Source organism: Pseudomonas sp. MWU13-2105 (assembly GCF_023242315.1).
Taxonomy (GTDB): domain Bacteria; phylum Pseudomonadota; class Gammaproteobacteria; order Pseudomonadales; family Pseudomonadaceae; genus Aquipseudomonas.
The window spans coordinates 520,249-546,762 of sequence record NZ_JALLIY010000001.1; the positions used below are offsets into that span (position 1 = coordinate 520,249).

Genomic DNA, 26,514 nt, shown 5'->3' on the forward strand with positions numbered 1-26,514 from the left:
CTTAAAGGGTCCCTACGGCTCCGGGTGCAAACACCGCGTCGACCGCGCGAATACCGTTGATCAATGGCGCACCGAACTCCGCCTGGCTGATTTCGAACACATCGCCCGGCCGCGTTCGAATGCCATCCGCGAAAGACAGGGTGGCGGTGCCGAAAAAGTGAATGTGTACATCCCCTGGCCGCAGGAACTGAGCGTACTTGAAGTGGTGGTACTCCAGATTTTCCAGGCTGTGGCACATATTCGCTTCGCCACTGAGGAACTCGTTCTGCCACAGCACCTCACCATCACGCACAATGCGACTGGTACCGGCCAGGTGGCGGGGCAGCTCACCGACCCGCAGTTCCGGACCATAGCTGCAATTGCGCAATTTGGAGTGGGCCAGGTACAGGTAATTCTTGCGCTCCATCACGTGATCGGAGAACTCGTTGCCCACGGCATACCCCAGGCGATAAGGCTTGCCGTCCTGGCCGATGACATACAGGCCGCCAATTTCCGGCTCTTCGCCGGCGTCTTCGGCGAATGGCGGCACGGCAAATGCCTGGCCCGGACGCACGACGATGCTGCCATCGCCCTTGTAGAACCATTCCGGCTGCACACCGGCCTGACCGGCGGCGGGTTTGCCGCCCTCCACGCCCCATTTGAAGATACGCATGGTGTCGGTCAGCGCACTGTCGTCACCGGCCTGCTGATGCATCTTGTCCCGCGCCGCCGCACTGCCCAGATGGGTCAGCCCGGTACCGCTGACCAGCATATGCGCCGGGTCCGGATGATCCAGTGGCACCAGCACCCTGAGCTCGGCCAGCAACTGGGCATAGTCGTGGCTGGCCCCCAAGCCGAGGCTCTGTACCTGTTGCCGCAGATCGACACTCGCCTCGATGGCCGCCAGCGCCAGCTCGCGCACCGTGCGCAACGATTGCACCTCACGTACCCGGCCGTCCTCGACCACGCCAACCCGACGCTCGCCGTGACTCAATTCGAACTGAACTAAACGCATGAAGCTTCTCCTGATTGCCGATTAAGTACGCGTGGCGCCGCGAGCGCTGGCGGCAAACTGATCGACCGGCAGCACATGTTTACGCTCCAGCAACCGATAGATCACCCCGGTCAGCAGCAGACCGAACACCATCACGCAGGAAAGGAAGTACAAACCCGACGCCAGGTTGCCGGTGTACTCCTTGAGCGCGCCGATCACGAACGGACCGATGTAGCCGCCCAGGTTGCCCACCGAGTTGATCAACGCGATCCCCGCCGCCGCGCTGGCGCCGGCAAAAAAACGCCCCGGCAAGGTCCAGAACACCGCGGTACAGGAAAACAGCGCGAACGCCACCAGGCACAGCGCCGCCAGTTGCAGCAGCGGGACGCTCAGCCAGGCGCTGAAGAACAGGCCCATCGCCCCCAACACGTAAAGCACCGCCAAGTGCCCATAGCGATCATTCAGGCGGTCGGAACTGCGCGGGACGATCAACAGCCCGAGGATCCCGAAGATATACGGCACCGACGAAACGAACCCGGTGGTCAGATCGCTGCCACCGAACTGCTTGATCAAGGTCGGCAGCCACAGCCCCAGGCCATAGATACTCAAGGTCACCGGCAGATAGAACAACGCCAGCAGCAACACCCGCTTGTCCTTGAGGGCGTGCAGCGGATTGCCGTGCCGGGTCTGGCCGTAGGCTTGCAGGTCCTTGTTCAGCTCGCCGGCCAACCAGTCCTTCTCCGTCTGATCCATCCAGGCCACCTGCCGCGGACCGTCGGGCAGATAACGCAGCACCGGCCAGGTCAGCAAGATCGCCGGCGTACCGATGGCGATGAACAGCCATTGCCAACCGTGCAGGCCGAGGATCCCGTCCATGCCGAGCAGGCCGCCGGACACCGGGCCGGTGATCATCATCGCGATGGGTTGGGAGAGGATGAATAGCCCGAGGATCTTGCCGCGATGGCGCACCGGGAACCATTGGGTGATGTAGTAGAGAACGCCCGGGAAGAACCCGGCTTCAGCCGCACCGAGCAGCAAGCGCATCAAATAGAAGCTGTAGGGCCCCTGGACAAACGCCATGCCAATGGTGATGGCGCCCCAGGTGAGCATGATCCGCGCGAACCAACGCCGCGCGCCGAAGCGGTCGAGCATCAGGTTGCTGGGGATTTCCAGGAGGAAGTAGCCAATGAAGAACAGGCCGGCCCCCAACCCATACGCCGCATCGCCGATGCCGATATCCGCGCCCATGTGCAATTTGGCGAAGCCTACGGCGGAGCGATCCACGTAGGCGATCAGGTACAGCAGGATCAGGAACGGAATCAGTTTCAGCGTGATGCGACGAATCAGCCGCAGTTCCTGGCTCATGAGATCGATTTCCAATTGTTGTTTTTATGGAAGCTCGGGGGACGCCTCTCGCGGAAAACCGCCAGGGTCATACCTCAGTTGCAAACGACTATATAGTATTACTATTTACCCAACAACACTTCCAAACCCAAGATTTTGCGCTTATGTTAGACCCAGCAAAGAACAATATAGTCTTACAATAAGAGAGCTGACCATGTCCGATAAAAAACCCGACCTGCGCTCCGCCCAGTGGTTTGGTACTGCCGACAAAAACGGCTTCATGTACCGCAGCTGGATGAAGAACCAGGGCATTGCCGACCATCAGTTCCATGGCAAGCCGATCATCGGGATCTGCAACACCTGGTCGGAGCTGACCCCGTGCAACGCGCACTTCCGCCAGATTGCCGAGCATGTCAAACGCGGCGTGATCGAGGCCGGCGGTTTCCCCGTGGAGTTCCCGGTGTTCTCCAACGGTGAATCGAACCTGCGCCCGACCGCCATGCTCACCCGCAACCTGGCGAGCATGGATGTCGAGGAAGCCATTCGTGGCAACCCGATCGACGGCGTGGTGTTGCTGACCGGCTGCGACAAGACCACCCCGGCGTTGCTGATGGGCGCCGCCAGTTGCGACGTGCCGGCCATCGTCGTCACCGGCGGACCGATGCTCAACGGCAAGCACAAAGGCCAGGACATCGGCTCGGGCACCGTGGTCTGGCAACTCAGCGAACAGGTCAAGGCCGGCACCATCAGCCTCGACGACTTCCTCGCGGCCGAGGGCGGCATGTCGCGCTCGGCGGGGACCTGCAACACCATGGGCACCGCCTCGACGATGGCCTGCATGGCCGAGGCGCTCGGCACCTCGCTGCCCCACAACGCGGCGATCCCGGCGGTTGATGCACGCCGTTATGTCCTCGCGCACATGTCCGGGATGCGCGCGGTGGAGATGGTTCGCGAGGACCTGAAGCTGTCGAAGATCCTCACCAAGGAAGCCTTTGAAAATGCCATCCGCGTCAACGCCGCCATCGGCGGCTCGACCAACGCGGTGATCCACTTGAAAGCCATCGCCGGACGCATCGGTGTCGAGCTCGACCTGGATGACTGGACCCGCATCGGCCGCGGCATGCCGACCATCGTCGACCTGCAACCGTCCGGGCGCTTCCTGATGGAAGAGTTCTACTATGCCGGCGGCCTGCCCGCGGTATTACGCCGCCTCGGCGAAGCCAACCTGATTCCCCACCCCAACGCCTTGACCGTCAACGGCAAGTCGCTCGGCGAGAACACCCGGGAGGCACCGATCTACGGCCAGGACGAAGTGATTCGCACCCTCGCCAATCCGATCCGCGCGGACGGCGGTATCTGCGTACTGCGTGGCAACCTGGCGCCGCTCGGCGCGGTGCTCAAGCCTTCCGCCGCCAGCGCCGAACTGATGCAGCATCGCGGCCGCGCGGTGGTGTTCGAGAACTTCGACCTGTACAAGGCGCGGATCAACGACCCGGAGCTGGAGGTCGATGCGAACTCGATCCTGGTGATGAAAAACTGCGGGCCCAAGGGTTATCCCGGCATGGCGGAAGTGGGCAACATGGGCTTGCCGGCCAAACTGCTGGCCCAGGGCATCACCGACATGGTGCGGATTTCCGACGCGCGCATGAGCGGCACGGCGTACGGCACCGTGGTCTTGCACGTGGCACCGGAAGCAGCGGCCGGCGGACCTTTGGCCGTCGTGCGCGAAGGCGACTGGATCGAACTCGATTGTGCCAACGGGCGTCTGCACCTGGACATCCCGGACGCCGAGCTGGCGGCGCGCATGGCCGACCTGCAAGCGCCACCGCCCCTGATCGTGGGCGGCTATCGCCAGCTGTACATCGACCACGTGCTCCAGGCGGACCAGGGCTGCGACTTCGACTTCCTGGTGGGTTGCCGCGGCGCCGAGGTCCCGCGACATTCCCACTGATCGTCATGAAGCGGCGGCATTCCCCGGCGGTTCAGGCGCGTAGCAGCGCCTGAAAGGAACGGGAGCGATGCTATGATGCAGCGTATTTCGTCAGAGCAGCCTCCCTGTTATGGATCACCAGCCCCCCAAGCCACGCAAGAGCATGCATGCCCAGATCGTTCAGGAACTGGGCATGCACATTGTCTCCGGACGTTTCAAGCCGGAAGAGCGTTTACCCATGGAGGCTACGCTGTGCGAGGAATATAAAGTCAGTCGCTCGGTGCTGCGCGAAGCCACTCGGGTACTGAGCGCCAAAGGGCTGGTGTACTCCAAGCCACGGGTCGGCGCGGTGGTCCGCCCCCGCGTGAAATGGCACTTGCTGGACCCGGACGTGTTGTCCTGGCTGATGCAGTCGACGCCGCACAGCGAGTTCTTCAACACCTTGGCCGGCGTGCGTCGCATCCTCGAACCGGAAATCGCCGCGATGGCCGCCACCACGGCGACCGACGCGGACATCGCGATCATCGAAACAGCCTACAAAGCCATGGAAGCGGCGCAGACCCACGCGAGCCTGTTGCAGGCGGACCTGGATTTTCACCGGGCGATCGCCGATGCAACCCGCAACGACTTGCTCGCCTATATGTGCAACATGCTTTCGCTGCCGTTGCGCGAGTCCATCAACATCACCAACCAGCGTCCCGACAGCCAACGGCTCAGCCTGCCCCGGCACAAGGCGATACTGACCGCCATCAAGAATCGCGACGCCCTCGGCGCGCGGCATGCTTCGCTGGTACAACTTGACGATACCCGGGTCGCCCTGGATGCCGTGATGAACGTCCTCACGCCGCTGTAACGCAACGGCAAGAGCAGGTGCTCGACCGAGCGACCGCGAGGGCCTGACTCAGGCCTTGGCGCCCAACTCCGCGGAGAGCCGGGCGGCGACCTGCTTGATCAATGGGATCAGCTCGGCCATTTTCTCCAGCGGCATATAGGGCACGGTACTGGCGATACTGATCCCGGCGACGATTCGCCGGCTGGCATCGCGTACCGGTGCAGCGACACAGCGGATCGACGGCTCATTGTCTTCCAGGTCAAACGCGTAGCCACCCGCCACGTATTCCAGCATGCGCTGCTGGAATTGTTCCCAGGATTGCTCCGGGAGCTGCGGCCATAACAGATTTTTCCCGGCCACCGGCACACTGAGCCGATACAGGCGCTGCCACTCCCCTGGTGAGTCATCGAGCATCAGCGCCTTGCCGATCCCGGTGCGCGCCAACGGCATGCGATGCCCGACCCGAGAACGCATTTCCGGACCATTGCGCCCCGGGTTCTTGTGCAGGTAGAGCACGTCATCGTCTTCCCGAATCGCCAGGTGAATGGTGTCGCCGGTCAATGCCGACAGCTCATCCAGGTACGGCCCGGCCAGGGTCACCAACGGCAACTCTTCACGCGCCTGGAAACCCAGTTCGATCAGCTTGGGCCCGAGCAGGTAACCGACTTGCGGCACGACCCGCAGATAGCGCTCATCCACCAGGCAACTGGCCAGTCGATGGGTGGTGCTGCGGGTCGTGCCGATCAGCCGGGCGATTTCCTTGAGGTCACGCGCACCGCTGGCCACGGCCTGCACCACACCGAGACCACGAAGCAGCGTCTGGGTCCCGGTCGGCGCGGCGTCCTTGGGATTTTTTGCGGCGTCTTCCTGCATATCCGGCCTTCAACAATGAGCGAGAGAACGGGCGGCATTATGGTCGCCCGGTCTGGCGCTTGCTAGAGTTCGATCCGCGCCACCTTGCCCACCAGCAGCACATAAGACAGTGCGCCGATCAGCGCCAGCACGGCGATATAGGTGATCGCCGGGGCGAAGGAGTCGCCGCTGGCGAGAAAGCCGATCACGATCGGCGTGGTGATCGCCGCCAGATTGCCGATAAGGTTGAACACCCCACCGGTCAACCCCAACAAGCGTGCCGGCGCCAGGGTCGAGACCAGCGACCAGGTGATCGAAGCCAAGCCGTTGCCGAAGAACGCCAGCGCCAGGCAGGCAATCACCCAGGGCGTCGATTCGACAAAGTTGGCACCGATGATCGAAGTGGAAATCAGCAAGCCGCCAATGATCGGCAACTTGCGCGCAAAGCCGACCGTCGCACCGCGGCGGATCAACCAGTCAGAGAAGAACCCCGAGCAGAGCACGCCGACGAACGCCGCGAGAAACGGCAGCGACGCCAGCAGGCCGGACTTGATGAAGTCCATGCCACGGTATTTCACCAGGTAGGTGGGAAACCAGGTCAGGAAAAACCACAACGTCGAATTGAGGCAGAACTGTCCGAGGTAGATCCCCCACAACTTGCGCTTGCTCAACACGATGCCCAGGTCCGTCCAACTGAACGCGGCCTTGCGCCGGACGGTCTCGGCCTGGATATCGACCAACCCGCCGCCCTCACGGATAAGCTCGATTTCCGCCTGGTTGGCGCCCTTGAAATCCCGTGGCTCGCGATACACCGCGTACCAGACGACGGCCCAGAGAATCCCCACCACCCCGGTACTGACGAACACCATGTGCCAACCGTATTGGTGTTGCAGCCAGGCCAGTACCGGGGTCAGAAAGGCCAGCCCGACGAACTGCCCGGAGGTGTAGAAACCGATGGCGGTCGCACGCTCACGCTCGGGAAACCAGGTGGTCACCACCCGGCTGTTGATCGGATAGGCCGGCGCTTCCAGGGCGCCCACGGCCATGCGCAACACGAACAGCGCGATAAAGCTGGCGGCGAAACCGAGCAGCACCGTGGCCAGCGACCACAGCAGCAACGCGACGCTGTAGAGGATGCGCGGCGGCACTCGGTCCACCAGCCAGCCACCGGGGATCTGCATGGCCGCATAGGTCCAGCCGAACGCCGAGAAGATCAGCCCGACATGGATCGGATCGATCGCCAACTCGCTGGTCAGCGCCGGGGCCGCGATCGACAGGTTGCTGCGATCCAGATAGTTGATCACCACGGTGATGAACAGCAGCAGCATGATGAAAAAACGCTTGCGGCTCGGCGTCACCAACGACACCGTCCCGGTAAAGATTTCCGGCTGCATGGGAGTGCCTCTTCTTATGATTATTGAGGGCGTTGATTGGCAAGAATACGGCTGTCCGGGCTGGGACCGGCCCAGCGTCGAGGGGTGCTGAATCAGTCGGCGATCACCACTCGGCGAAACTGCCATCGGCATGCCGCCAGATCGGATTGCGCCAGCGGTGGCCGATGGCGGCGCGTTCAATCACGTACTCCTCGTTGATCTCGATGCCCAGGCCCGGGCCATTGGGGATCTTCACGAAGCCCTTGTCATAGTCGAACACCCGCGGATCCTTGACGTAATCGAGCAGGTCATTGCTTTCGTTGTAATGGATGCCCAGGCTCTGCTCCTGGATAAACGCGTTGTAGCAAACCGCGTCCAGCTGCAGGCATGCCGCCAGGGCAATCGGGCCCAACGGGCAATGCAAGGCCAGCGCGACGTCGTAGGCTTCGGCCATGTTGGCGATCTTGCGGGTTTCGGTGATACCGCCGGCATGGGACGCGTCCGGCTGGATGATGTCGACGTAGCCTTCGCTGAGCACCCGCTTGAAATCCCAGCGCGAGAACAACCGCTCGCCCAGCGCGATCGGCGTGCTGGTCAGCGGCGCCAGTTCCTTCAAGGCCTCATAGTTTTCGCTGAGCACCGGCTCTTCGATGAACATCAGTTTGTAGGCGTCGAGTTCCTTCATCAGCACTTTGGCCATGGGCTTGTGCACCCGGCCATGGAAGTCCACGCCGATACCGACATTGGGGCCCACCGCATCACGCACGGCGGCGACGTTGGCCAGCGCCAGATCGACTTTCTCGAAGCTGTCGACGAACTGCAGCTCTTCGGTGCCGTTCATTTTCACCGCGGTGAAACCCCGCTCGACGGCTTCCCTGGCCGCCCGGGCGGTATCCGCCGGACGGTCACCGCCGATCCACGAGTACACCCGGATCTTGTCGCGCACCTGGCCGCCAAGCAGATCGCTGACCGACACCCCCAGGGCCTTGCCCTTGATGTCCCACAGCGCCTGGTCGATCCCGGCCAGGGCGCTCATGTGCACGGCGCCGCCACGGTAGAAGCCGCCGCGATAGAGCACGGTCCAGATATCCTCGATATTGCGCGGGTCCTTGCCGATCAAGTAATCCGACAGTTCCTCGACCGCCGTCGCGACCGTGTGGGCGCGGCCTTCGACCACGGGTTCGCCCCAGCCGGTGACGCCTTCATCGGTTTCGATCTTGAGGAACAGCCAGCGCGGCGGAACGATAAAGGTGGTCAGTTTGGTGATTTTCATCTTGTTGTCTCTCTTGTATTTAGAGGCAGCGCACATGGCGCCAAAAAGTCTTATCGCAGCGCATTCCAGGCCTGCACATAAGCTTTGGCGCGAACCGCCACTTCATCAGGTGTCAGCCCCGGCTTGAACAGCCCGGAACCCAAGCCGAAACCGCTGACGCCCGCCTCGACAAACACCCGCATGTTGTCCGGCGTAATCCCGCCCACCGGAATCAGCAAGGTCCCGGCCGGCAGCACCGCCAACCAGGCCTTGACCACCGCCGGGCCCATCTGCTCGGCGGGGAACATCTTCAGCACATCGGCGCCTTCGGCCAGCGCGGCAAAGGCCTCGGTCGGCGTGGCGACACCCGGCGACAAGTACAACCCCGCCGCCTTGGCCGCGCGCAGGACCTTGGGATCACTGTGGGGCATGACGATCACCTGCCCGCCCGCCGCCTTCACCTGCTCGACCTGTTCCGCGGTCAACACCGTACCGGCACCGACCAGGCAATCGGCGGGCAACAGGTCGCGCAGGATGCGGATACTGGCGTACGGTTCAGGCGAATTGAGTGGCACTTCAATGACGCGAAAACCGGCCTGATACAACACCTCGCCGATGGCCGCCGCCTCTTGCGGACGCAGGCCGCGAAGGATCGCGATCAAACCGTTTTTCGCCAGTGCTTGCTTGAGCATGTCAGACCTCTTGGTAGTTGGGCGCAGGCGGTCAGCCGAGCAGTCCGGCCGCTTCGGCCAGCTGCCATAAGCCGCGTTCGGTGGCCTGTTCGGCCAGGCTCACCTGGGTAAAACCGCAGGCAGCGAGCGCCCGGCTGTAGCGGGCACAGAGTTGTGCATTGCCGATCAGCACGATCGACGGCAAGTGTTCGCTGTGCCGTCGATGGCGCTGCACGCTGGCGAGGGCCGCGAGTTCATGACCAATCAACAAGCCCGACAGATAGTCGGTTTGTTCGGCCGCGCTCAGCTCCCCGGTCAGCCCAAGGCTGCGCGCACTGAACAGGGTCGACAGCGGACCGATTTCGCCCTCGGAGGACAGCGCCACCTGCACGCCGCGATCAAATGCCCGGCCAGCAAAGGGCGCGCCACGCTGCTGGGTACGCCCCAGGATGCTGTGTTCACTGAGCACGGCAAACACCTCGCCGGTCATGAAGGTATCGAAATGGCGGATGCAGCCGTCGGCCACTTCGACCCATTTCGAATGACTGCCCGGCAAGCCGATCAACAGGTTGTCGCCCGCACCGGCCGGCAGGCCTTGCAGCACGCCGAGGACCTGGGTCTCTTCGCCGCGCATCACATTCGGCAAGCGCGAACGCTGAATCACCCCGGGCACGATGTGCACATCGACACCGCGCAAGCTGCGCAGGGTATTCAAGGAGCGTCCCAGATTGGCGACATTCGCCGGCGTCTCGCAGTAAGCCGCCTCGGCCCAACCCTGGGCGCTTCCGACCATACCGCAGGCGATCACCGCCAGTTCCGGCTGGGCATCGAGCCAGTCGCCACAGGCCTCATCGAAGGCCAACTCAAAACCATCGGCGCACATCCGGCCGGCGATCATTCGCGGCACGCCAGGTAACTGCATGATTCCCGACGACAGCGAACGCTGTTCGAGCACCTGGCCGCCGGCAGCGAGTTTGTAAGCCCGAAGTGAGGTGGTTCCCCAGTCGAGCGCAATCAATTGCGCCTGCATCGCTTCACCTGAAAGTTGTTTTTGGACAGTGAGTGCGTAGAGCTGATGAGGACGACTATAAACCTGACGCGCGCAAAATCTCAATATATAAATAAACATCCCATATATAGGGATTAAAAACACAAAAACGATCGCCACCCCGGGGCAATATTCCCGTCGCCGGCGTCTCGCAGAAGGATAGAGCCCAAAACGGGCGAGAGGCCGGCCGTCTGTTGCAGAGCGGCCGGGTTCTAGAGGATCAAGCCTTTTTCGTTTTCGGCAGCAACACCGCCAACACCCCGAACAACGGCAGGAACGAGCACATCGTGTAGACGTATTCGATGCCGTGCAGGTCCGCCAGGTGCCCGAGCAGCGCCGCGCCGATCCCGCCAAAGCCGAACATCAGGCCGAAGAACACCCCGGCGATCATCCCGACATTGCCCGGGACCAGTTCCTGGGCGAAGACCACGATGGCCGAGAAGGCCGACGCCAGGATAAAGCCGATCACCACACTCAGCAGCGTGGTCCAGAACAGGTCGACATAGGGCAGCATCAAGGTGAACGGCGCCACCCCGAGGATCGAGAACCAGATCACCGCCTTGCGCCCGATCTTGTCGCCGATCGGCCCGCCGGCGAAGGTCCCCGCCGCCACCGCGCCGAGGAACAGGAACAGGTGCAGCTGCGAACTGGCCACCGACAGCTGGAACTTCTCGATCAGGTAGAAGGTGAAGTAGCTGGTGAAGCTGGCCATGTAGAAGTACTTGGAGAACACCAGCAAACCGAGTACCACCAACGCCCCGAGTACCCGGTTCTTCGACAACCCGTGAGTGGCCTTCTGACCCTGCTTGAGCTTGAACAGGTTCAGGTGCGCGCGATACCAGCGACTGATGCCGTACAGCACGCCCAGGGCAAACAGCGCGAACAGGCCGAACCAGGCGACATGGCCCTGGCCGAACGGAATGATGATCGCCGCCGCCAGCAACGGGCCGAAGGCCGAGCCGGCGTTACCGCCGACCTGGAAACTCGACTGCGCCAGCCCGTAACGCCCACCGGAGGCCAGGCGGGCGACCCGCGAAGCTTCCGGGTGGAAGGTCGAGGAACCGACACCGATCAAGGCCGACGCCAGCAGGATCAGAGGAAAACTGCCGACCTGGGACAGCATCAGGATCCCGATCAGCGTGCTGACCATCCCCAGCGGCAGCAGCAAGGGCTTGGGATGGCGGTCGGTATAAAAGCCGACCCAGGGCTGCAACAGCGACGCCGTCACCTGGAACGTCAGGGTAATCAGGCCGACCTGGGTGAAGCTCAGGCCATAGTTGGCCTTGAGCATCGGATAGATCGACGGCAAGACCGACTGGATCAGGTCGTTGATCAAATGCGCCAACGCCACGGCACCGATCACACGCATCACCAACGGGCTGGTTTGCGGCGGCGCCGACGCCAAGGTCGAGCCGCCAGAGGTTTGGGTAAGGGCCATGAAGTGATTCCGTAACACGGATGGATGCACAGTTGCAGGTGCAGCAATGTGCCATTTTTCGGTGCATTCGTGCCAGATACTTGTAGAGCTAACAATCGGTTTTTTCTCGACGGAATGACTAATAGCGTAAAGCCATTGGTCTGAATCTTGCGTGCTCTGAGTGCTTACAGCACGCCCCCTTACAAAGGGGACCGAGAATGGGAAGTTTCGCTACAACAGCTGACCTACAACGCCTGACTGGCGGACTTCCGAAGTATCTAATGACGGCCCCCGTTACGATTGCACCAAAATCGTGCGTGGCGCCCTGAGGAGTAGTCGACCATGCACGCTTTTTTATCACCGGGGATTCGACTGCTGGGCCACTTCGGGTTCGCCCGCAAGTTTCAGGTACTGTTCCTGCTGTTCATCGTGCCGCTGATGGGCAGCCTGTACCTGATCGGCCAGGATTATCGCGGCAAGCTGGCACTGATTACCGAGGAGCGTGCCGGCGTCAATCAACTGCTGTCCCTCGACTCGCTGGACAACCTGCTGGAGGCCCAGCGTGATCGTGCCGCCCGTTGGCGCGCCACGGAAACCAACCGGCAACCGACACCGGCCACCCTCGCGGCCATGGCGACCCTGGACAAGGCCCAACCGGAAATCAACCAGGCGGTCGAGGCGCTGGGCAAGACCCTGCAAAGCGAAGGCGCCGACACCGACACCCTGAACCGCTACCAGGCCCTGCAAGCTGCCCTCGCCGGCCTCGATTCCGCCAGCCTGAGCAAGGTCGGCTGGTGGCCGGACGGCTATGATCGCTTCACCAGCGCCCTGAGTGCACTGCAAGCGCTGCGCGAACAGGTCGCCATGGACAGCCGCCTGATCCTCGCGCCCTGGATGGAGACCTACCTGCTCACGCAAATCGCCACCCAGCATGCGCCGGACCTGATCGAGCGGGTTGGCCGCCTGGCCAGTGTCGGCCAGGCGTCCGTGGTCTCGGGCCAGTTCAGCCTGCAAAGCCGCCTGCAATTGAAGGACCTGCGTGGTCGTATCGGCGATGCCCGCGAGCAGTTGACCAAGACCGGCAACCTGCTGGAAAGCCGCCTGCCACCGGAGCTGAAAAGCTGGGCCGAACGTTACCATGCCAGCCTGAAATACCTGGACGATGGCCTCAAGGTGCTCGATGACGGCATGTTCGGCGGCAGCATCAGCCTCAAGCCCGAAGGCTTCGAACAGACCCTGGACAAGATGCTCGGCGAACTCGCCAGCTTGCGCCAGGACAGCCTCACCTCCCTCGACAGCCGCCTGGACTATTACCACGGCGCGGCCATCCGCCAGTTCAGCCTGCTGGCGGGGATCTTCGGCTGCCTGCTGCTGGCGGCGTTGTACCTGTTCGTCTGCCTGCAAGCCTCGATCCGTCGGAGTGCCAGCGGTATTACCCTGCTGGCCGAATCCCTGCGTGACGGCAATCTCTGCCTGCAAGTGCCGGTGGAGGGCCGCGACGAACTCGCGGCCATCAGCACCGCGCTGAACGTCGCCGTGGTGCAACTGCGCACCAGTTTGCAGGGGGTCGACCATGAGACCCTGCAACTGAGCGCGGCGGTGCGCACCCTCAATACCCACTCCAGCGGCGCCCTCAGCGAGGTCGAGACACAACAGGCGCAGATCAGCCAGATCGCCGCCGCCGCCACGCAACTGGCGGCCACCTCCCTGGGCGTGGCGCAGAGCTGCGAACAGGCCTCCGGCAGCGCCCAGAACACCCAGCGCATCGCCTCCGACAGCAGTCGCGACAGCCAGCGCACCACCGCGAGCATCCAGCAACTGAACCAGCGCCTGAACGAAACGGCCGCGGCCCTCGGCCGGGTCAGCGAACAGGGGCAGCAGATCCAGTTGGTGGTCGACACCATTCGCGGGGTAGCCGAGCAGACCAACCTGCTGGCCCTGAACGCCGCCATCGAAGCGGCGCGGGCCGGCGAGCAAGGGCGGGGCTTTGCGGTGGTGGCGGACGAGGTGCGCAGCCTGTCGCAACGCACCCAGAGCTCGACCGCACAGATCGCCAGCACGGTCGACAGCCTGCGCTCCACGGTCAGCCAGGCCGTGACCCTGATGGAAGCGGCCTGTATCCAGGCCGAGACCGACGCGCAATCGGTGACCGGACTGGGCCAGCGGCTGGTGGAAATCGCCGGCGCCGTACAGACCGTCACCGACACCCTGGCGCAGATCGCCACGGCGGTGGACGAGCAGGCAAGCACGGCGGACGAAGTCAGCGGCAATATCCAGCAGATCGACCAGGCGGCCGTACGGCTGCTGGAAGGCGCGCGCGCGGTCAACCGTGCGGCGGACAGCCTGAGCGAAGGCAGCAAGGCGCTGAGCGACAATACCGGGCGTTTCCGCCTGAATTGAGGCACCCAAGGCCCACGGTTTTCGCCGTCGGGCCTTAAGCGGTTGATAGCGTAGAGAAAATTTTCAGATATTTGCTTGACACAATATCGTTACCGGCGAATAATGCGCGCCACTTGGCTACATAGCTCAGTTGGTTAGAGCATAGCATTCATAATGCTGGGGTCCGGGGTTCAAGTCCCTGTGTAGCCACCAAGTACTAAAAACGGCTTACCGAAAGGTAGGCCGTTTTTTTATGCCCGGAGAAAAGTGGACAAGGAAGGCAGCAACGACAGACCCGAAACCGGGCCTCGCGGAGCTCAGCATTTACGGGTGGATGAATTTTGCCGTCGTGAAGGCGAGCCCCGCGAGAACGACCGAAATTTGCACGAAGCGCCACGTCGAGTCACTGACGAGTTTTTGAACGTCAGTAGAGATTGAGCCGCGCAGAGCCTCCACATCGAACCTGGTTGCCATGTTCTTTTCAACGCTGTCGAGTTTTGTCTCGACGCGAACAAGCCGCTCCCGGATCTCAGGGATTACCTTCTCCATGACAGACAAGCCTTCCACAACTTTCTTGACGCTGGTGCAACCCATGTAGCCGCAGTTGGGGCTGTCCTCCAACCGTCGTCCCCCAGACAATCGCTTGATCTTTATTTGACCACTTCACCGCAATGACCGGACGGATGCGCCCCATCATCAAATACACACTTTATCTCCGGTGCTTTCGCTCGAGCAGCAAGACACCTCTCTTTCCCTCGCCTGAAATTTCCTAGAAACTTCCGCCCTGTTGCGCCTGTCGATTTCGCTGGCTAGCCTTGAGTCGTCACTGACAAATTTCAGTGATCGGGTTTAGCAGCCCGGAGTCGATTGGCGCACAGCGCCCCCTTTAGTCAGGCGCTTTTTATTGCCTGCCTTTTATGGTGGCTGTGCGCAGGGCACCTTCGGGTGCGCCGGGTTCTCCAATCGACCGGTCTGCTAACCTGCGTACAGTTGCCCCCCCAAATCGTTTAGCAGCGACGGTGTCGGCTCCAACCAAAAGCCCTCGCTATCCGTAATGAAAAGCCCCAGGCACGCACAATGCCCAGGGGCTTTTTTTCAAAAAAGGCTGTCGCGAAAGCCGCCTTCGGCACACATGTCGCTTGTCATGGTAACTTCACTACCTTCGAGACAGGACCTCAGGCGCAACCATGAAAATGCCCGACATCGATGCCATCCAGGCGTTTGTCCTGGTCGCGGAACTCAAGAGTTTCACCCGCGCTGCAGATGTCATAGGCGGCACCCAGGCGGCTATCAGCCTGAAGATAAAGCGCCTGGAAGAAACCCTCGGTCGCAAGCTGCTGGAACGCACGCCGCGACGGGTAACGTTATCGGCTCACGGGCAGACTTTCCTGGCCAGCGCACGGCACTTGCTGGATAACTACCAGCAAGCGATGAACTGCTTCGGCAGGCAGAAACGCACCCTGCGGGTCGGCGTCAGCCATCACATCGTCGGAGCCGATCTCACCCTGTGGCTGCGACGCATGGCGAACACCGACCCGGAGGTTATCGTCGCCTTCAGCCTCGGCACATCCCGGGACATGCTGGAGAACTACGAACAGGGCAAGCTGGATGTGGCCTTGATCCTGAGGCACGACAACCGACGCCAGGACGGTGAGGTGATTGGTGCAGCGCGATTCAGCTGGATGGCGGCGCAAGACTTCGAGCTGCCGCCCGGAGCAACTTTACCCCTGGCGATACAACCGGAGCCCTGCGGCATGCGCAGCATGGTGATGGCGGCGCTGCAAACACAGAACCGTCCTTGGGAAGAAGTCTTTGTCGGCAGCGGGATTCTGGCCATCGGCGCAGCGGTGGCCGCCGGCATTGGAATAGGCGCGATGGTCGGGCGCATGGCGCCAAACGGCTGTGTCGACGTGGCACAGCGGATCGACCTGCCCCCCCTGCCCTCGCGTGAAATCGTACTCTATACCGCGCAACGCGACGCCCAAGCGCAGGCGTTGATCAGTACGTTGAGCGCAGACATCTCCAACGGTTGAGCTAGAAGAACAAGCGTCCGGTCCAGGCCATCATCACCGTCAGGCTCAGCAACCCCAGGCTGACGAGGACGAATGCCGCGAGGTGTACAAGTACGATCATCAGCGAGCGCATTCGATACTGTTCCATATTGGCTTCCTTGGTGGGTTCCAGAAGCACCAGTATGGAGAGGGGAATAGTCCGCGAAACAGGGGTCGCGGGCTATTTCAGTGATAAGCATTGCGCTTGATACAAGCGCACCAAGGTGGCCCTGTCAGGCGCACGGCTTTCTATTGGCGTTGAGTATCAACTCGACGGGATTCGGGTCCCGCGCTGCCAGCGACACAAAAAGCCCCAGACATTCGCATGCGCTGGGGCTTTTTATTTCTCGACATATAGGAAAGATCATATGGAAATAACTAAATGCTTTAAACGGTCCGCGCGTTAGAGCAGGACCTATATCATTAAAACGTAGCGACTACCCATCGGAGCCTAACGCGGCGGTGCCGGTTGTGGCTGGTAGTAGTAGCCCGGTGGCGGCGGCGGCGCCTGGTAGTAGACCGGCGGCGGTTGCTGGATGTACACCGGCTGCGGCTGAACGTAAACCGGCTGCTGAACGTAAACCGGAGGCTGGGAATTGGCGACGATCGAACCCACTACGGCACCGCCGACAACGGCACCCAACAGGGCCGGACCACCCCAGCCCCAACCACCACCGTAGCCGTGACCGTAACCCCAACCGCCACGGGCCTCGGCCTGCCCCGCAACGGCGAGCACACCAATGAGCAAGACAGCCACTTTCACTTTCGAGAGTCGACTATTCATGACAAGTCCTCTTTTCGCACCGAACCGGCTGACTTAATAATATCTCCGGGAATACTTATCAGACAGTTTTTCCTGGAAGATTCGCGCGGCGCCAAAGTAAATACTTTGTAAAGCTTGTACCCGGTTTGTTACATGAAACTGGCAGCCAATTAAATAGCTACGCCCGGACGCTTTACGAACACCTAAAATACCCCTACGAATGATTGGCATCCAGTCTTTCAAAGATTAACTTTGGAGAAGTGCCTGTATATATAAGACCGCGTCCAGGCGGCTATTCCCTTACCTTGCCGCCGGCTACCTAAACTACCGCGGGATACTCGTCCTGCTGGTCCGGCCAAGGGGTCAACACCTCGAAACCCTCGTCAGTGACGGCGACCATATGCTCCCACTGGGCCGAGAGCGAGTGATCCTTGGTGACGACCGTCCAGCCATCGGCCAGGGTTTTCACATGGCGTTTGCCGGCGTTCAACATCGGCTCGATGGTGAAGATCATGCCGGTTTTCAGGGTCAGGCCCTGGCCCGGGTAGCCGTAATGCAAAACCTGCGGCTCATCGTGGTAGATCTTGCCGATACCATGACCGCAGTACTCACGCACCACGCTGAAGCCGTCCCGCTCGGCAACGCTCTGGATCGCGTGACCGATATCGCCCAGCGTCGCACCGGGGCGAACCATGCGAATACCGGCACACATGGCCTCATAGGTGGTCTTGACCAGGCGCCGAGCCTGCGCGCCGGGCTCACCGACAAAGTACATGCGGCTGGTGTCGCCGTACCAGCCATCCTTGACCACGGCGATGTCGATATTGACGATGTCGCCATCCTTCAGCGCCTTGCTCGTCGGGATGCCGTGGCAGACTACCTCGTTGACGGAGGTACACACGGTTTTCGGAAAGCCGTGATAACCGACATTGCCGGGAATGGCCTTCTGCACGTTGACGATGTAGTCATGACAAAGCTGGTCAAGCTGGTCGGTGGTAACCCCGGCCTTGACGTGGGGAGCGATCATCGCCAGCACTTCGGCGGCCAGCTTGCCCGCCGCGCCGGACAGGGCTATTTGCGCCGGTGTATTGATTTTGACGTTTGTCTTCATTGCTGGGCTCCTGGCGCGGCATGAGCCCGAGCACCTTGCGAAAGATCCGCCAGCGCGCACAACTGTTTCACATCAAGGCCGCCCTCCAGTTCAGCACGGACCAGCAAACGGCTGATGTCACGGTGATCCAGGTTGGGATGCAACTCCGCCAGCATCCCGATACGCATCCAGTGCTCGGCCTGGGCATTGATCGAACGACTCAACGCATCGCTGGCGACGCGCAGGTTCTCGTGCATGCTCTCTGAAATCTTGACGATACCCATGGACCCACTCGATATAAAATGTATATGAAACGTATATTAACTGATCATGGCGGGGGATCGCAATCTCAAGGCGCATGACGGTTGAAAGCCCCCTCCCGGATATGGAACTCTGTCGGGCATTGCCTTTTGAGCTTGCCTGAATGTCCCGTTCCCAACGTCTCCTGACCTTGATCCAGATTTTACGGCGTTACCGTTTTCCCGTTGCCGGAGCCGTGCTGGCCCAGGAACTGGGTATCACCCTGCGCACCCTCTACAGGGACATCGGGACCTTGAAGGAGCAAGGCGCCAATATCGAAGGGGCCGCCGGGCTCGGCTTTGTGTTGCGCCCCGGTTTCATGCTGCCGCCCCTGATGTTTTCAGAAGACGAGATAGAAGCCCTCGTCCTGGGTTCGCGCTGGGTCGCCGAGCGGGCCGATGAACGCCTGGGTCAAGCGGCACGTAATGCGCTGGACAAAATCTCCGCAGTCCTGCCATCGGACCTCCGGGACGAGTTGGACGCATCGGCGCTATTGATCGGGCCTAGAGCTTCGCCATTGCCGATCGACATCGTGCAGCCGCTGATCCGCCAGGCAATCAGGGCAGAACTGAAGGTGGAAATTGTCTATCTGGATTTGAAGGGAGAGCAGTCCTGTCGAACCCTCTGGCCATTCGCCCTGGGCTATTTTGATGACTCCCGTGTGCTGGTGGCCTGGTGCGAACTACGTGACGGATTTCGTCACTTTCGCAGTGACCGGATTACCGAGTTCAAGACAACCCCGGAACGATATCCACGCCGACGCCAGGCACTGCTGAAGGCTTGGCGCCTGCAGGAAGGGATCTGCCCTCAGTAGGCGATCACTGCTGACAAAAATGGGTAGTGGCATCCGTAGGATAAGAGGCGCTAGCAAGCACTGTGCTGATAGCGCCACTTCCATCCCCGGCCAGGAGCCCTCCCCCATGATCAAGCCCAATTTTTTCATCCTGTATGTCGACAGCCCGGAATCCAGCGCCAGCTTCTATGCCGACCTGTTTGGTAACGCCCCGACAGAAGCTTCGGCCACGTTTGCGATGTTCGCCCTGGCCCCTGGGTTCATGCTGGGCCTTTGGTCGAAGCACACGGTAGAGCCACGGGTTGCCGACATCGGGGTTGCCGGCGAAGTGGCGTTCAGCGTCACGGGAAAAACCCTGGTTGATTCGACCTATCGAGCCTGGGTGGCCAAGGGGCTGAGTATTCTCCAGGAGCCGGTGGAGATGGATTTTGGCTACACCTTTGTCGCGCTTGATCCGGACGGCCATCGGCTGCGTGTGTTTGCATCGTCGGACGCCTGACTATCAGATAGGCGATAAAGGACCACTACAACCAGATGGATCGCTTGTCATGTGGATGGCTCTGAACAGTCGGGCGGACATGTTGTCGAACGCGACGATATCCGAACTGAAATCACTCACTTTCGTCGGAAAATCCGGCATCACCATTGTTGTCCCCCAATCAATACTGACAAGCCCTGGAAAACATACGATCAAGGTCTTTACCTCGGATGGCAAGTTGCAACTACCGCCGATGGATCTTGATATCGTAGCCGCACCGTTATAAATACTACGAATGCCATAATCGCTGTCCTTGGAGGCCCTCTTCAAGCTGCAACAGCGCACTCAAGCTCTGGCGCCGCCTGATCAGCCGATGCTCGCGGCCATTCACCAGGACTTCCGCCGCCTGGGTACGGCTATTGTAGTTGGAGGACATGGAGGCGCCGTAAGCGCCAGCGGTATGGAACACCAGGTAATCACCTACCTCGGCAGCGGGTAACAGGCGGGACTCGACGATCCCGCCCGCGGATTGGGTAAAGACGTCGCCGGACTCGCACAGAGGCCCAGCCACAACCGTCGCCCGCATGGGCAATGGCTCGTCGCGCCGACTCAGCAACGATATCTCGTGATAACTGCCGTACAGCGATGGGCGCATCAGGTCATTGAAGCCGGCATCGACCAGGGTGAAATGGTTGCCCCCCATTGGTTTGGTGGCACGCACCTCCGATACCAGCACACCGGCCTCCGCCACCAGAAAGCGTCCCGGCTCGATTTCCAGGCGGATCGGATGGCCCAGATGGCGCTCAATCTGCTTCCTGGCGTGGTCCCACTGGGCAAAATAATGATCGACGTCGACCGGCTGCTCGCCCGCCTGGTAGGGCACCGATAAACCGCCACCCGCTGAAATGGCCTCGATATCCTGGTCCAGGCCCACGACCAACTCCGCCATGCTGCCGCACACTCGCTGCAGATGCTGGTAATCCACCCCGGAACCAATATGCATGTGCAAGCCCACCAGGTGCAGGCCGTAATCCCGAACCAGTACCAGGGCTTCTTCCAGCTGGGTGTGCCAGATCCCGTGCTTGCTGTTTTCACCGCCGGTATTGGTCTTGCGGCTGTGTCCGTGGCCAAAGCCCGGATTGACCCGTAACCATACCCGGTGACCGGGGGAAAGCGCTCCCAGCTGGTGCAGCATGTCGATGGAACCGACATTGACCTCGACCTGTGCCGCCACTACGCGTTGCAAGGTGGCTCGATCAAACACGTCAGCCGTGAACACGACACCGGCCACGCCATGCACGAGGCCCGTGCTGAATCCGGCCCGCAGCGCACGCTCGATCTCGCCGAGAGAAACAGCATCCACCTTCGCCCCGGCTTCGCGCATCAAACGCAGGATATGGAGGTTGGAGCAGGCTTTCTGGGCAAAGCGCACGGTGTCGAATGCCGCCAGTTGCCGGATACGCTCTTGAATCAACGGACCGTCATACACCCACAAAGGGGTGCCATGGCACTCGGCCAGTTGCAGTAGCAGGTTGTCAGCGAGGGTTTTCATATCAGCAGGCCTCAGGCAAGCAATGCGCGCGCAGCAAAGGGACTATCGCGCCGTCGGCGGCATGATGGAGAAAGAACAACCCGTCATAAAATACCAATACTCAGCAAATCCATTCATTTACGATATGGACTTCCACAAGCATGAGATCAGCTCCATGTCAGCCACGTTGCGCCATATCGAAGTGTTCCGGGCCGTGATGACTTGCGGCAGTGTGACGGGAGCCGCGGCCATGTTGCATACCTCCCAGCCGACGGTCAGTCGCGAATTGGCGCGTTTTGAACAACTCACCCAACTCAAATTGTTTGACCGCGTGCGCGGCCGCCTGCGACCGACGGCACAAGCACTCTCGCTATTCGAGGAGGTACAACGTGCCTACTTCGGGCTGGGGCGGATTCTCAACACCGCGGCGTCATTGCGGGAGTTCGAGCAGGGCCAACTGTCCATTGCCTGCCTGCCGGTGTTCTCGCAATCCTTGCTGCCCAGGGCATGCCAGCGTTTCGTTACGCAATTCCCCAAGGCGAGCATAAGCATCACGCCGCAAGAATCGCCGTTGCTGGAGGAGTGGCTGTCGGCCCAGCGCTACGACCTGGGGCTGACCGAAGTGGCCAATGCGCCGCCGGGGACAGAGCTGTCGCCCTTGATGACGGTGGATGAAGTCTGCGTCCTGCCGAGCGGCCATCCACTTCTGGAAAAACCGCGGCTGGCACCTGAAGACTTTGCCGCAAAACCCTTCATCAGCCTGTCCAGCCTCGATAGCTACAGGCAGCAGATCGACGAGATCTTCCGCCAAGCCCAGGTAGAGCGGCACATGGTGCTGGATACCCACAGTGCCGCTTCGGTCTGTGCCATGGTTCGCGAGCGTGTCGGCCTGGCCATCGTCAACCCGCTGACAGCCCTGGACTTTCTCGGACAAGGCCTGGAGATCCGTCCGTTCAGCGTTTCGATCCCCTTTACCGTCAGCCTGATCAGACCTTTGCATCGCCCGGCCTCCAGGCTGGTCAGCCTGTTCGAGGACGCGTTGCGCGAACAGGCTTCACTGGTTGTCACCCGACTGGCGGCGATCAGTGCTCATTCAAGGGCGAACTTGTAGACTCCAGGCATTGCGGCTCTTACTGGTGACAAGGACGTACGAAATTGCTCGATATACTAACCGACGTTATTTTTCAGGCTATTTGCTTTCCCGTCGGCTGGCCCGTCGTGAAACTGCTCACACGAGGTAAATATCCGGCAAAGGATTCATGGTTCGCTGGCACACCGTAATCCGAGTGGACCGCTGCGGTGGGAGCCGCTGTTCTGGTGATCGCCATGATGGCGGCCCTGAAACAGTTTGTTTTCCTATAGTTTGCGGGGGACTAACGCCGGAACTGGGTGTCAGCCGTTTTTTAACACCAGATCCATAGCCCCCCCGCGGTCACGCAACGATCAGAGATGAAAGGCCTGCCGCCCCACCAACAACCATTTGCCGTGCTGCTTCTGCCAGACCTGGAAGTTTTCGATTTCAGTAGGCACCAGTTCGCTGCCCTTGATCGCCTGTCCCGAAAAATGATGGCGGACGAACGCCACATCGCCTGACAGGGTAATGGTCTGGTTCTGCATCTGCAGGGTCTTGAAGGCACTTTTGCCTGATTCGATATCGCCGATAAAGTCTTTCTTGCCCTGCACCTTCCCGCTGGAATGCCCGTAGGTCAGGCTCTCGGCGGTCAACGCGTTCAACTCGGGAATGTCCCTGTTCAACATCGCCAGGGTCAGATGGTCCACCGCATCGGCCACGGCCTTCTCTCCCGCCGAAGGGGCGGCGGTTACATAGCCACTGAAGAGGCACAGGAAACCGATAAGCACTTTGATTTTTTTCATGAAGCATTTCCTTGTTGTTATGGGGAACGCAGACCTTGCAGCCGCTATCAGGAACCGCGGCGAGTTCCCAGGGGCGGTTTGAGCCGCAGCGGCATCGTCACAGACCATATCGTCAGTCATCGTACAACACAACAGGCTTTTGCTGGACAAGCAGACAGGCGGCACTACCAAGGCACGCAATGCCACGCCCCATTGACAGCTACACTGCAACATACGGCCGCCTATCATTCGTTCAATTGATAGTAACCATCAAGGAATGCAAGTTTTGTTTTTCTGTCAAAGGAGGAGGATAGCGTTATGCCGAACCGACTTCAGAAGGAAAACGCGCGATGAGAATTTCTACCTTGCTGGCTCTTGTCGCCGTATTGACCGGTGGTTTCATCGCCACCGCCCCAGCCTACGCGGCTGACGATCAAGCCTGCCATTTCCTGCCGGTGGCCGACAGCGCCGCCAGCTTGAAACATGCCCAGTCGGTCGGGGTGCTCTACAGCGAAAATACTGTCAGTACGCTTGAGTACCTTGAGCGCTATCACAGCGTTGCGTTGAACGGCGCGAAGAATGCCGCTCTGGACCCGCGCATCAGCGAGGCGTTCGTCAACAGTTCCGATCCGAAACTGGCCATCGACTGGCTCATGGCTTCGCTGCAGAAACAGTTCACCTCGGTGACCGTCTACGACAACCTTGATGCACTGGTGAAGGCCCGTCCTGACGTGGTGGTGATGCTCGACACCTACAGCCGCCTGGTGACCAAACGCAACAGCCAGTTCGAAGCGCGCTTCGTCGCCACGTTCTACGATTCGAACCTGCAATACATCGGCAAGGCCGAAGGTTTCGGTGGCAAGGAGCTGCCGTCGATCTGGGTCCATGGCAAGGCCGCGCCGGAGATTGCCGCGCAAATCAACCAGCAACGCGACTTGCAGGTCAACGCCCTGAAGCAGTTCGATACCTCGCTCAGGGCGCTGGTCACCTCGGGTGAGACCGACCGCGTCGCCACCAACTGATTCCGCACATCGCCAGGGGAGCCAGCCAGGTTCCCCTTCGCTTTTCTACTCGCCCGCCAGGCAATATCCCCGCACTGGAAGTCCTCTGCCGATAATGGGATAGAAGGTTGTTGGCGTCAGTGCGAGTGCCTTCGAACACTAGTCGACGAAACATTAAGATTCGCATTTGAGAACACAAGCGATATGTATACGAAACAAATTTTCAATCGCCCTGATTATTTAAATAGCCTGTGTATCCCTCCCAACTTTTAAGTATGCTTTGTCCCTTGTTCATGCCTGTTTCAAGGCGAACGCCAATGATTGTCGATCACATCAAAACAGCCACTTAATTAGCCGGAACGCCTTGAGTGCCGTGAGCTGATAGTCATTTGTGAATAATGGAAAAGCCTATGATCAACGATGAAAAGTTCTCCGAAGATTCCGAGGACCAATACTGCACTCCCGCCGAACGAGCGACTGCGGCTTCCCGTTGCACCTGGGCGAGCGTGGCCGTCAATCTGGCGCTGTCCTGCACCCAGATCGTCGTGGGTATCCTGTCGAAGTCCCAGGGCCTGATCGCCGACGGTATTCACTCGCTGTCGGACTTGATTGCCGACTTTGTGGTGTTGTTCGCCAGCCACAAGAGCAAGCAGGACGCCGACGACGGCCATCCGTATGGGCACCTGCGCTTTGAAACCGCCGCCTCGATGATCCTCGGCCTGCTGCTGCTGGCCGTGGGCATCGGCATGATCGGTTCGGCCGTGCTCAAGCTGCAAACCCCGGAGTCCATCCAGACGGTGCATATGACGGCCTTGTGGGTAGCGGGCGCCGCGTTGCTGACCAAGGAACTGTTGTTTCGCTACATGCTCACCGTGGCGAAGAAGGTGAAATCGAGCCTGTTGATCGCCAACGCCTGGCATGCACGCTCGGATGCGGCCTCGTCGCTGGTGGTCGGTATCGGTATTGTCGGCAACCTGGCGGGCTATCCGATTCTCGACCCGATTGCCGCGCTGGTGGTCGGTGGCATGATTGCCAGGATGGGCTGGTCGTTCGGCTGGAACGCCTTGAATGACCTGATGGACAGCGCCGCCGATGAAGAAGAGGTGGCCTCCATTCGCACCACGCTCCTGGAAACCCCCGGCATCAAGGGCGTGCACGATGTACGCACGCGCAAAATGGGCGATATGCTCGCGGTCGATGCGCATATCGAAGTGGAAGCTTCGATTTCCGTCGAGGAGGGCCACGCGATTGCCGTGGCCGCGCGGGAAAATGTCATGCTGCGTCATCGGGTCCTGAACCTGATGACGCACATTGACCCCTGGCATCGACCGGACCTGGACCATCTCGACCCGTCCCGCTCCGGAGCCTGAAACCCAGGCTCTTCCAAGCGTTTACCAGGCCCGAAGCGCGCGAAGCGGCTGCGGGCCTTTTAGCGACTGTTCTTCAGATTCTTGCGCAGCGCATGCCGCTCCAGCGCCAGTTCGATCAGGCGGCTGACCAGTTCGCTGTAACTCATCCCCGCCGCCTGCCAGAGCTTGGGGTACATGCTGATGCGGGTAAAACCGGGCAGTGAGTTGACCTCGTTGATCAGCACTTCGCCGTCCGCGGTAAGAAACACATCGACCCGCGCCAATCCGGAACAGCCCAACACCAGGAAGGCTTCGATGGCCTGTGCGCGAATGCGCTCACTGTCCTGTTCGCTGAGCGCCGCCGGCACCACGACTTCGGCGGCCTGCTCATCAATGTACTTGCTGTCGTAGGAGTAGAAGCCGCTGCGCACGACGATCTCTCCACAACCGCTGGCAATCGGCTGGTCGTTGCCGAGGATCGCGCATTCGATCTCCCGCCCGCTGACCGCCGATTCGATCAGGACCTTTTCGTCGAAGTCCAGCGCCAAGGCCAGCGCGGCCTGGTACTCCTCGGCCGTCTCGACCTTGCTCACCCCCACCGAAGAGCCCTGGTTCGCCGGCTTGATGAACAGCGGCAGGCCCAACTTTGCCTGTGCGGCCTCGAAGCCGAGCCTCGCGGCGGTGGCCCGGTTCACAGTGATAAAGGGTGTCACCGCCAGCCCGGCATCGCGCAGCAGACGCTTGCTCACGTCCTTGTCCATGCACACCGCCGAGCCGAGCACATCGGAGCCGACAAAAGGCAGGTCAGTCATGCGCAGCAAGCCTTGCAGGCAGCCGTCTTCGCCAAGGGTGCCGTGGACGATGGGGAAGATCACATCGACCTGCTCCAGCAGTGCCTGGCTGCTGGTGTCCACCAACTGCTGGCTGGACTTGCCGGGGACCACGGCCAGTTCGCGATTGGATTGGTTCAAGGCGATAAGCGCAGGATTCTCGGCATTGATCAGGTAGTTGGAACTGTCGTTGAGGTGCCAGCGCCCCTGCTTGTCGATGCCGATCAGGATCGGCTCGAAACGCTCGCGGTCCAGCGCATCGACCACATTACGCGCCGATTGCAACGACACTTCGTGCTCGGCCCCCAAGCCACCGAAAATAATCCCGACTCGCAACTTGCCCATCTTCCGACCTCGTGTCCAAATCTGTGTTCCAGGGGGATTCCCTCTGTGCGCAGATTAT

26 protein-coding genes and 1 tRNA gene are annotated in these 26,514 nt (G+C 60.8%); 11 read left to right on the top strand and 16 right to left on the bottom strand.

The features are described from left to right. Position 1: 1 nt before the first annotated feature. Positions 2-994: an AraD1 family protein gene (gene araD1 / locus M5B96_RS02445; protein WP_248794903.1), complete on the bottom strand. Its 993-nt coding sequence runs from the start codon at positions 992-994 to the stop codon at positions 2-4. 21 nt (positions 995-1,015) lie between these two features. Then, complete coding sequence (locus M5B96_RS02450; RefSeq protein WP_248794904.1) at positions 1,016-2,338, bottom strand: MFS transporter; 1,323 nt, start codon at positions 2,336-2,338, stop codon at positions 1,016-1,018. 193 nt (positions 2,339-2,531) lie between these two features. Between M5B96_RS02450 and M5B96_RS02455 the strand changes: the two genes are divergently transcribed. Together M5B96_RS02455 and M5B96_RS02460 are read left to right on the top strand one after the other, a co-directional pair. Then, on the top strand, positions 2,532-4,268 hold the full coding sequence (locus tag M5B96_RS02455) for an IlvD/Edd family dehydratase (protein WP_248794905.1): 1,737 nt from the start codon (positions 2,532-2,534) through the stop codon (positions 4,266-4,268). A gap of 109 nt (positions 4,269-4,377) precedes the next feature. After that, positions 4,378-5,100 carry a FadR/GntR family transcriptional regulator gene (locus tag M5B96_RS02460; protein ID WP_248794906.1) on the top strand — a complete coding sequence of 241 codons (723 nt, stop codon included), beginning with the start codon at positions 4,378-4,380 and terminating at the stop codon, positions 5,098-5,100. A 48-nt stretch (positions 5,101-5,148) separates the two neighbouring features. Here M5B96_RS02460 and M5B96_RS02465 read toward each other — a convergent pair whose 3' ends face one another. The 6 genes from M5B96_RS02465 to M5B96_RS02490 form a co-directional block, all read right to left on the bottom strand. After that, positions 5,149-5,952 carry an IclR family transcriptional regulator gene (locus M5B96_RS02465; RefSeq protein ID WP_248794907.1) on the bottom strand — a complete coding sequence of 268 codons (804 nt, stop codon included), beginning with the start codon at positions 5,950-5,952 and terminating at the stop codon, positions 5,149-5,151. 62 nt (positions 5,953-6,014) lie between these two features. Next, positions 6,015-7,325 (bottom strand): MFS transporter, encoded by a 1,311-nt coding sequence (locus M5B96_RS02470; protein ID WP_248794908.1) that lies wholly within the window; start codon positions 7,323-7,325, stop codon positions 6,015-6,017. Between the two features lie 103 nt (positions 7,326-7,428). After that, the gene (dgoD, locus tag M5B96_RS02475) at positions 7,429-8,577 is read right to left on the bottom strand and encodes a galactonate dehydratase (RefSeq protein ID WP_248794909.1); all 1,149 of its coding nucleotides are present in this window, start codon (positions 8,575-8,577) and stop codon (positions 7,429-7,431) included. Positions 8,578-8,627: 50 nt separating this feature from the next. Beyond that, positions 8,628-9,248: a 2-dehydro-3-deoxy-6-phosphogalactonate aldolase gene (locus M5B96_RS02480; RefSeq protein ID WP_248794910.1), complete on the bottom strand. Its 621-nt coding sequence runs from the start codon at positions 9,246-9,248 to the stop codon at positions 8,628-8,630. 31 nt (positions 9,249-9,279) lie between these two features. Further along, complete coding sequence (locus M5B96_RS02485; RefSeq protein WP_248794911.1) at positions 9,280-10,257, bottom strand: 2-dehydro-3-deoxygalactonokinase; 978 nt, start codon at positions 10,255-10,257, stop codon at positions 9,280-9,282. Positions 10,258-10,495: 238 nt separating this feature from the next. Beyond that, positions 10,496-11,713, bottom strand: a complete 1,218-nt coding sequence (locus tag M5B96_RS02490; protein ID WP_248794912.1) for an MFS transporter — start codon at positions 11,711-11,713, stop codon at positions 10,496-10,498. A gap of 1,224 nt (positions 11,714-12,937) precedes the next feature. On the opposite strand from M5B96_RS02490, the gene M5B96_RS32645 reads away from it, so the two are divergent. Beyond that, positions 12,938-14,092 (top strand): methyl-accepting chemotaxis protein, encoded by a 1,155-nt coding sequence (locus tag M5B96_RS32645; RefSeq protein WP_412548577.1) that lies wholly within the window; start codon positions 12,938-12,940, stop codon positions 14,090-14,092. A gap of 115 nt (positions 14,093-14,207) precedes the next feature. Next, positions 14,208-14,284 (top strand) — tRNA-Met (locus M5B96_RS02500). A 111-nt stretch (positions 14,285-14,395) separates the two neighbouring features. Here M5B96_RS02500 and M5B96_RS02505 read toward each other — a convergent pair. Then, positions 14,396-14,620 carry a hypothetical protein gene (locus M5B96_RS02505; protein WP_248794914.1) on the bottom strand — a complete coding sequence of 75 codons (225 nt, stop codon included), beginning with the start codon at positions 14,618-14,620 and terminating at the stop codon, positions 14,396-14,398. Between the two features lie 638 nt (positions 14,621-15,258). Here M5B96_RS02505 and M5B96_RS02510 point away from each other — a divergent pair. Continuing rightward, positions 15,259-16,104 carry a LysR family transcriptional regulator gene (locus tag M5B96_RS02510; RefSeq protein WP_248794915.1) on the top strand — a complete coding sequence of 282 codons (846 nt, stop codon included), beginning with the start codon at positions 15,259-15,261 and terminating at the stop codon, positions 16,102-16,104. Position 16,105: 1 nt separating this feature from the next. On the opposite strand, the gene M5B96_RS32495 is transcribed toward M5B96_RS02510, so the two are convergent. The 4 genes from M5B96_RS32495 to M5B96_RS02525 form a co-directional block, all read right to left on the bottom strand. Then, complete coding sequence (locus M5B96_RS32495) at positions 16,106-16,231, bottom strand: hypothetical protein (protein WP_263859413.1); 126 nt, start codon at positions 16,229-16,231, stop codon at positions 16,106-16,108. 342 nt (positions 16,232-16,573) lie between these two features. Then, positions 16,574-16,906 (bottom strand): hypothetical protein, encoded by a 333-nt coding sequence (locus M5B96_RS02515; protein WP_248794916.1) that lies wholly within the window; start codon positions 16,904-16,906, stop codon positions 16,574-16,576. A gap of 298 nt (positions 16,907-17,204) precedes the next feature. After that, complete coding sequence (map, locus tag M5B96_RS02520; RefSeq protein ID WP_248794917.1) at positions 17,205-17,996, bottom strand: type I methionyl aminopeptidase; 792 nt, start codon at positions 17,994-17,996, stop codon at positions 17,205-17,207. Then, the gene (locus M5B96_RS02525; RefSeq protein WP_248794918.1) at positions 17,993-18,259 is read right to left on the bottom strand and encodes a ParD-like family protein; all 267 of its coding nucleotides are present in this window, start codon (positions 18,257-18,259) and stop codon (positions 17,993-17,995) included. The genes map and M5B96_RS02525 overlap by 4 nt, the downstream gene beginning before the upstream one ends. 140 nt (positions 18,260-18,399) lie before the next feature. On the opposite strand from M5B96_RS02525, the gene M5B96_RS02530 reads away from it, so the two are divergent. From M5B96_RS02530 to M5B96_RS02540, 3 genes are all read left to right on the top strand, one after another. After that, positions 18,400-19,089, top strand: coding sequence for a helix-turn-helix transcriptional regulator (locus M5B96_RS02530; RefSeq protein ID WP_248794919.1), 690 nt, complete (start codon positions 18,400-18,402; stop codon positions 19,087-19,089). A gap of 106 nt (positions 19,090-19,195) precedes the next feature. Next, positions 19,196-19,567, top strand: a complete 372-nt coding sequence (locus tag M5B96_RS02535; RefSeq protein ID WP_248794920.1) for a VOC family protein — start codon at positions 19,196-19,198, stop codon at positions 19,565-19,567. A 49-nt stretch (positions 19,568-19,616) separates the two neighbouring features. Next, positions 19,617-19,832, top strand: coding sequence for a hypothetical protein (locus M5B96_RS02540; RefSeq protein WP_248794921.1), 216 nt, complete (start codon positions 19,617-19,619; stop codon positions 19,830-19,832). A 3-nt stretch (positions 19,833-19,835) separates the two neighbouring features. On the opposite strand, the gene lysA is transcribed toward M5B96_RS02540, so the two are convergent. Next, on the bottom strand, positions 19,836-21,098 hold the full coding sequence (gene lysA, locus M5B96_RS02545) for a diaminopimelate decarboxylase (RefSeq protein ID WP_248794922.1): 1,263 nt from the start codon (positions 21,096-21,098) through the stop codon (positions 19,836-19,838). A 154-nt stretch (positions 21,099-21,252) separates the two neighbouring features. Here lysA and M5B96_RS02550 point away from each other — a divergent pair, with 154 nt between their 5' ends. Then, a complete protein-coding gene (locus tag M5B96_RS02550) occupies positions 21,253-22,188 on the top strand; it encodes a LysR family transcriptional regulator (RefSeq protein ID WP_248794923.1) in 936 nt (311 codons plus the stop codon). Positions 22,189-22,520: 332 nt separating this feature from the next. Here the strand turns inward: M5B96_RS02550 and M5B96_RS02560 are convergent, their stop codons facing one another. Then, entirely contained in the window at positions 22,521-22,952 is a 432-nt protein-coding gene (locus M5B96_RS02560) for a nuclear transport factor 2 family protein (RefSeq protein ID WP_248794924.1), read from the bottom strand. A 329-nt stretch (positions 22,953-23,281) separates the two neighbouring features. Here M5B96_RS02560 and M5B96_RS02565 point away from each other — a divergent pair, with 329 nt between their 5' ends. Continuing rightward, positions 23,282-23,953: an ATPase gene (locus M5B96_RS02565; RefSeq protein WP_248794925.1), complete on the top strand. Its 672-nt coding sequence runs from the start codon at positions 23,282-23,284 to the stop codon at positions 23,951-23,953. A gap of 389 nt (positions 23,954-24,342) precedes the next feature. After that, positions 24,343-25,302, top strand: a complete 960-nt coding sequence (locus tag M5B96_RS02570; protein WP_248794926.1) for a cation diffusion facilitator family transporter — start codon at positions 24,343-24,345, stop codon at positions 25,300-25,302. Positions 25,303-25,361: 59 nt separating this feature from the next. On the opposite strand, the gene ddlA is transcribed toward M5B96_RS02570, so the two are convergent. Then, on the bottom strand, positions 25,362-26,456 hold the full coding sequence (gene ddlA / locus M5B96_RS02575; protein WP_248794927.1) for a D-alanine--D-alanine ligase: 1,095 nt from the start codon (positions 26,454-26,456) through the stop codon (positions 25,362-25,364). Positions 26,457-26,514: the final 58 nt, after the last annotated feature.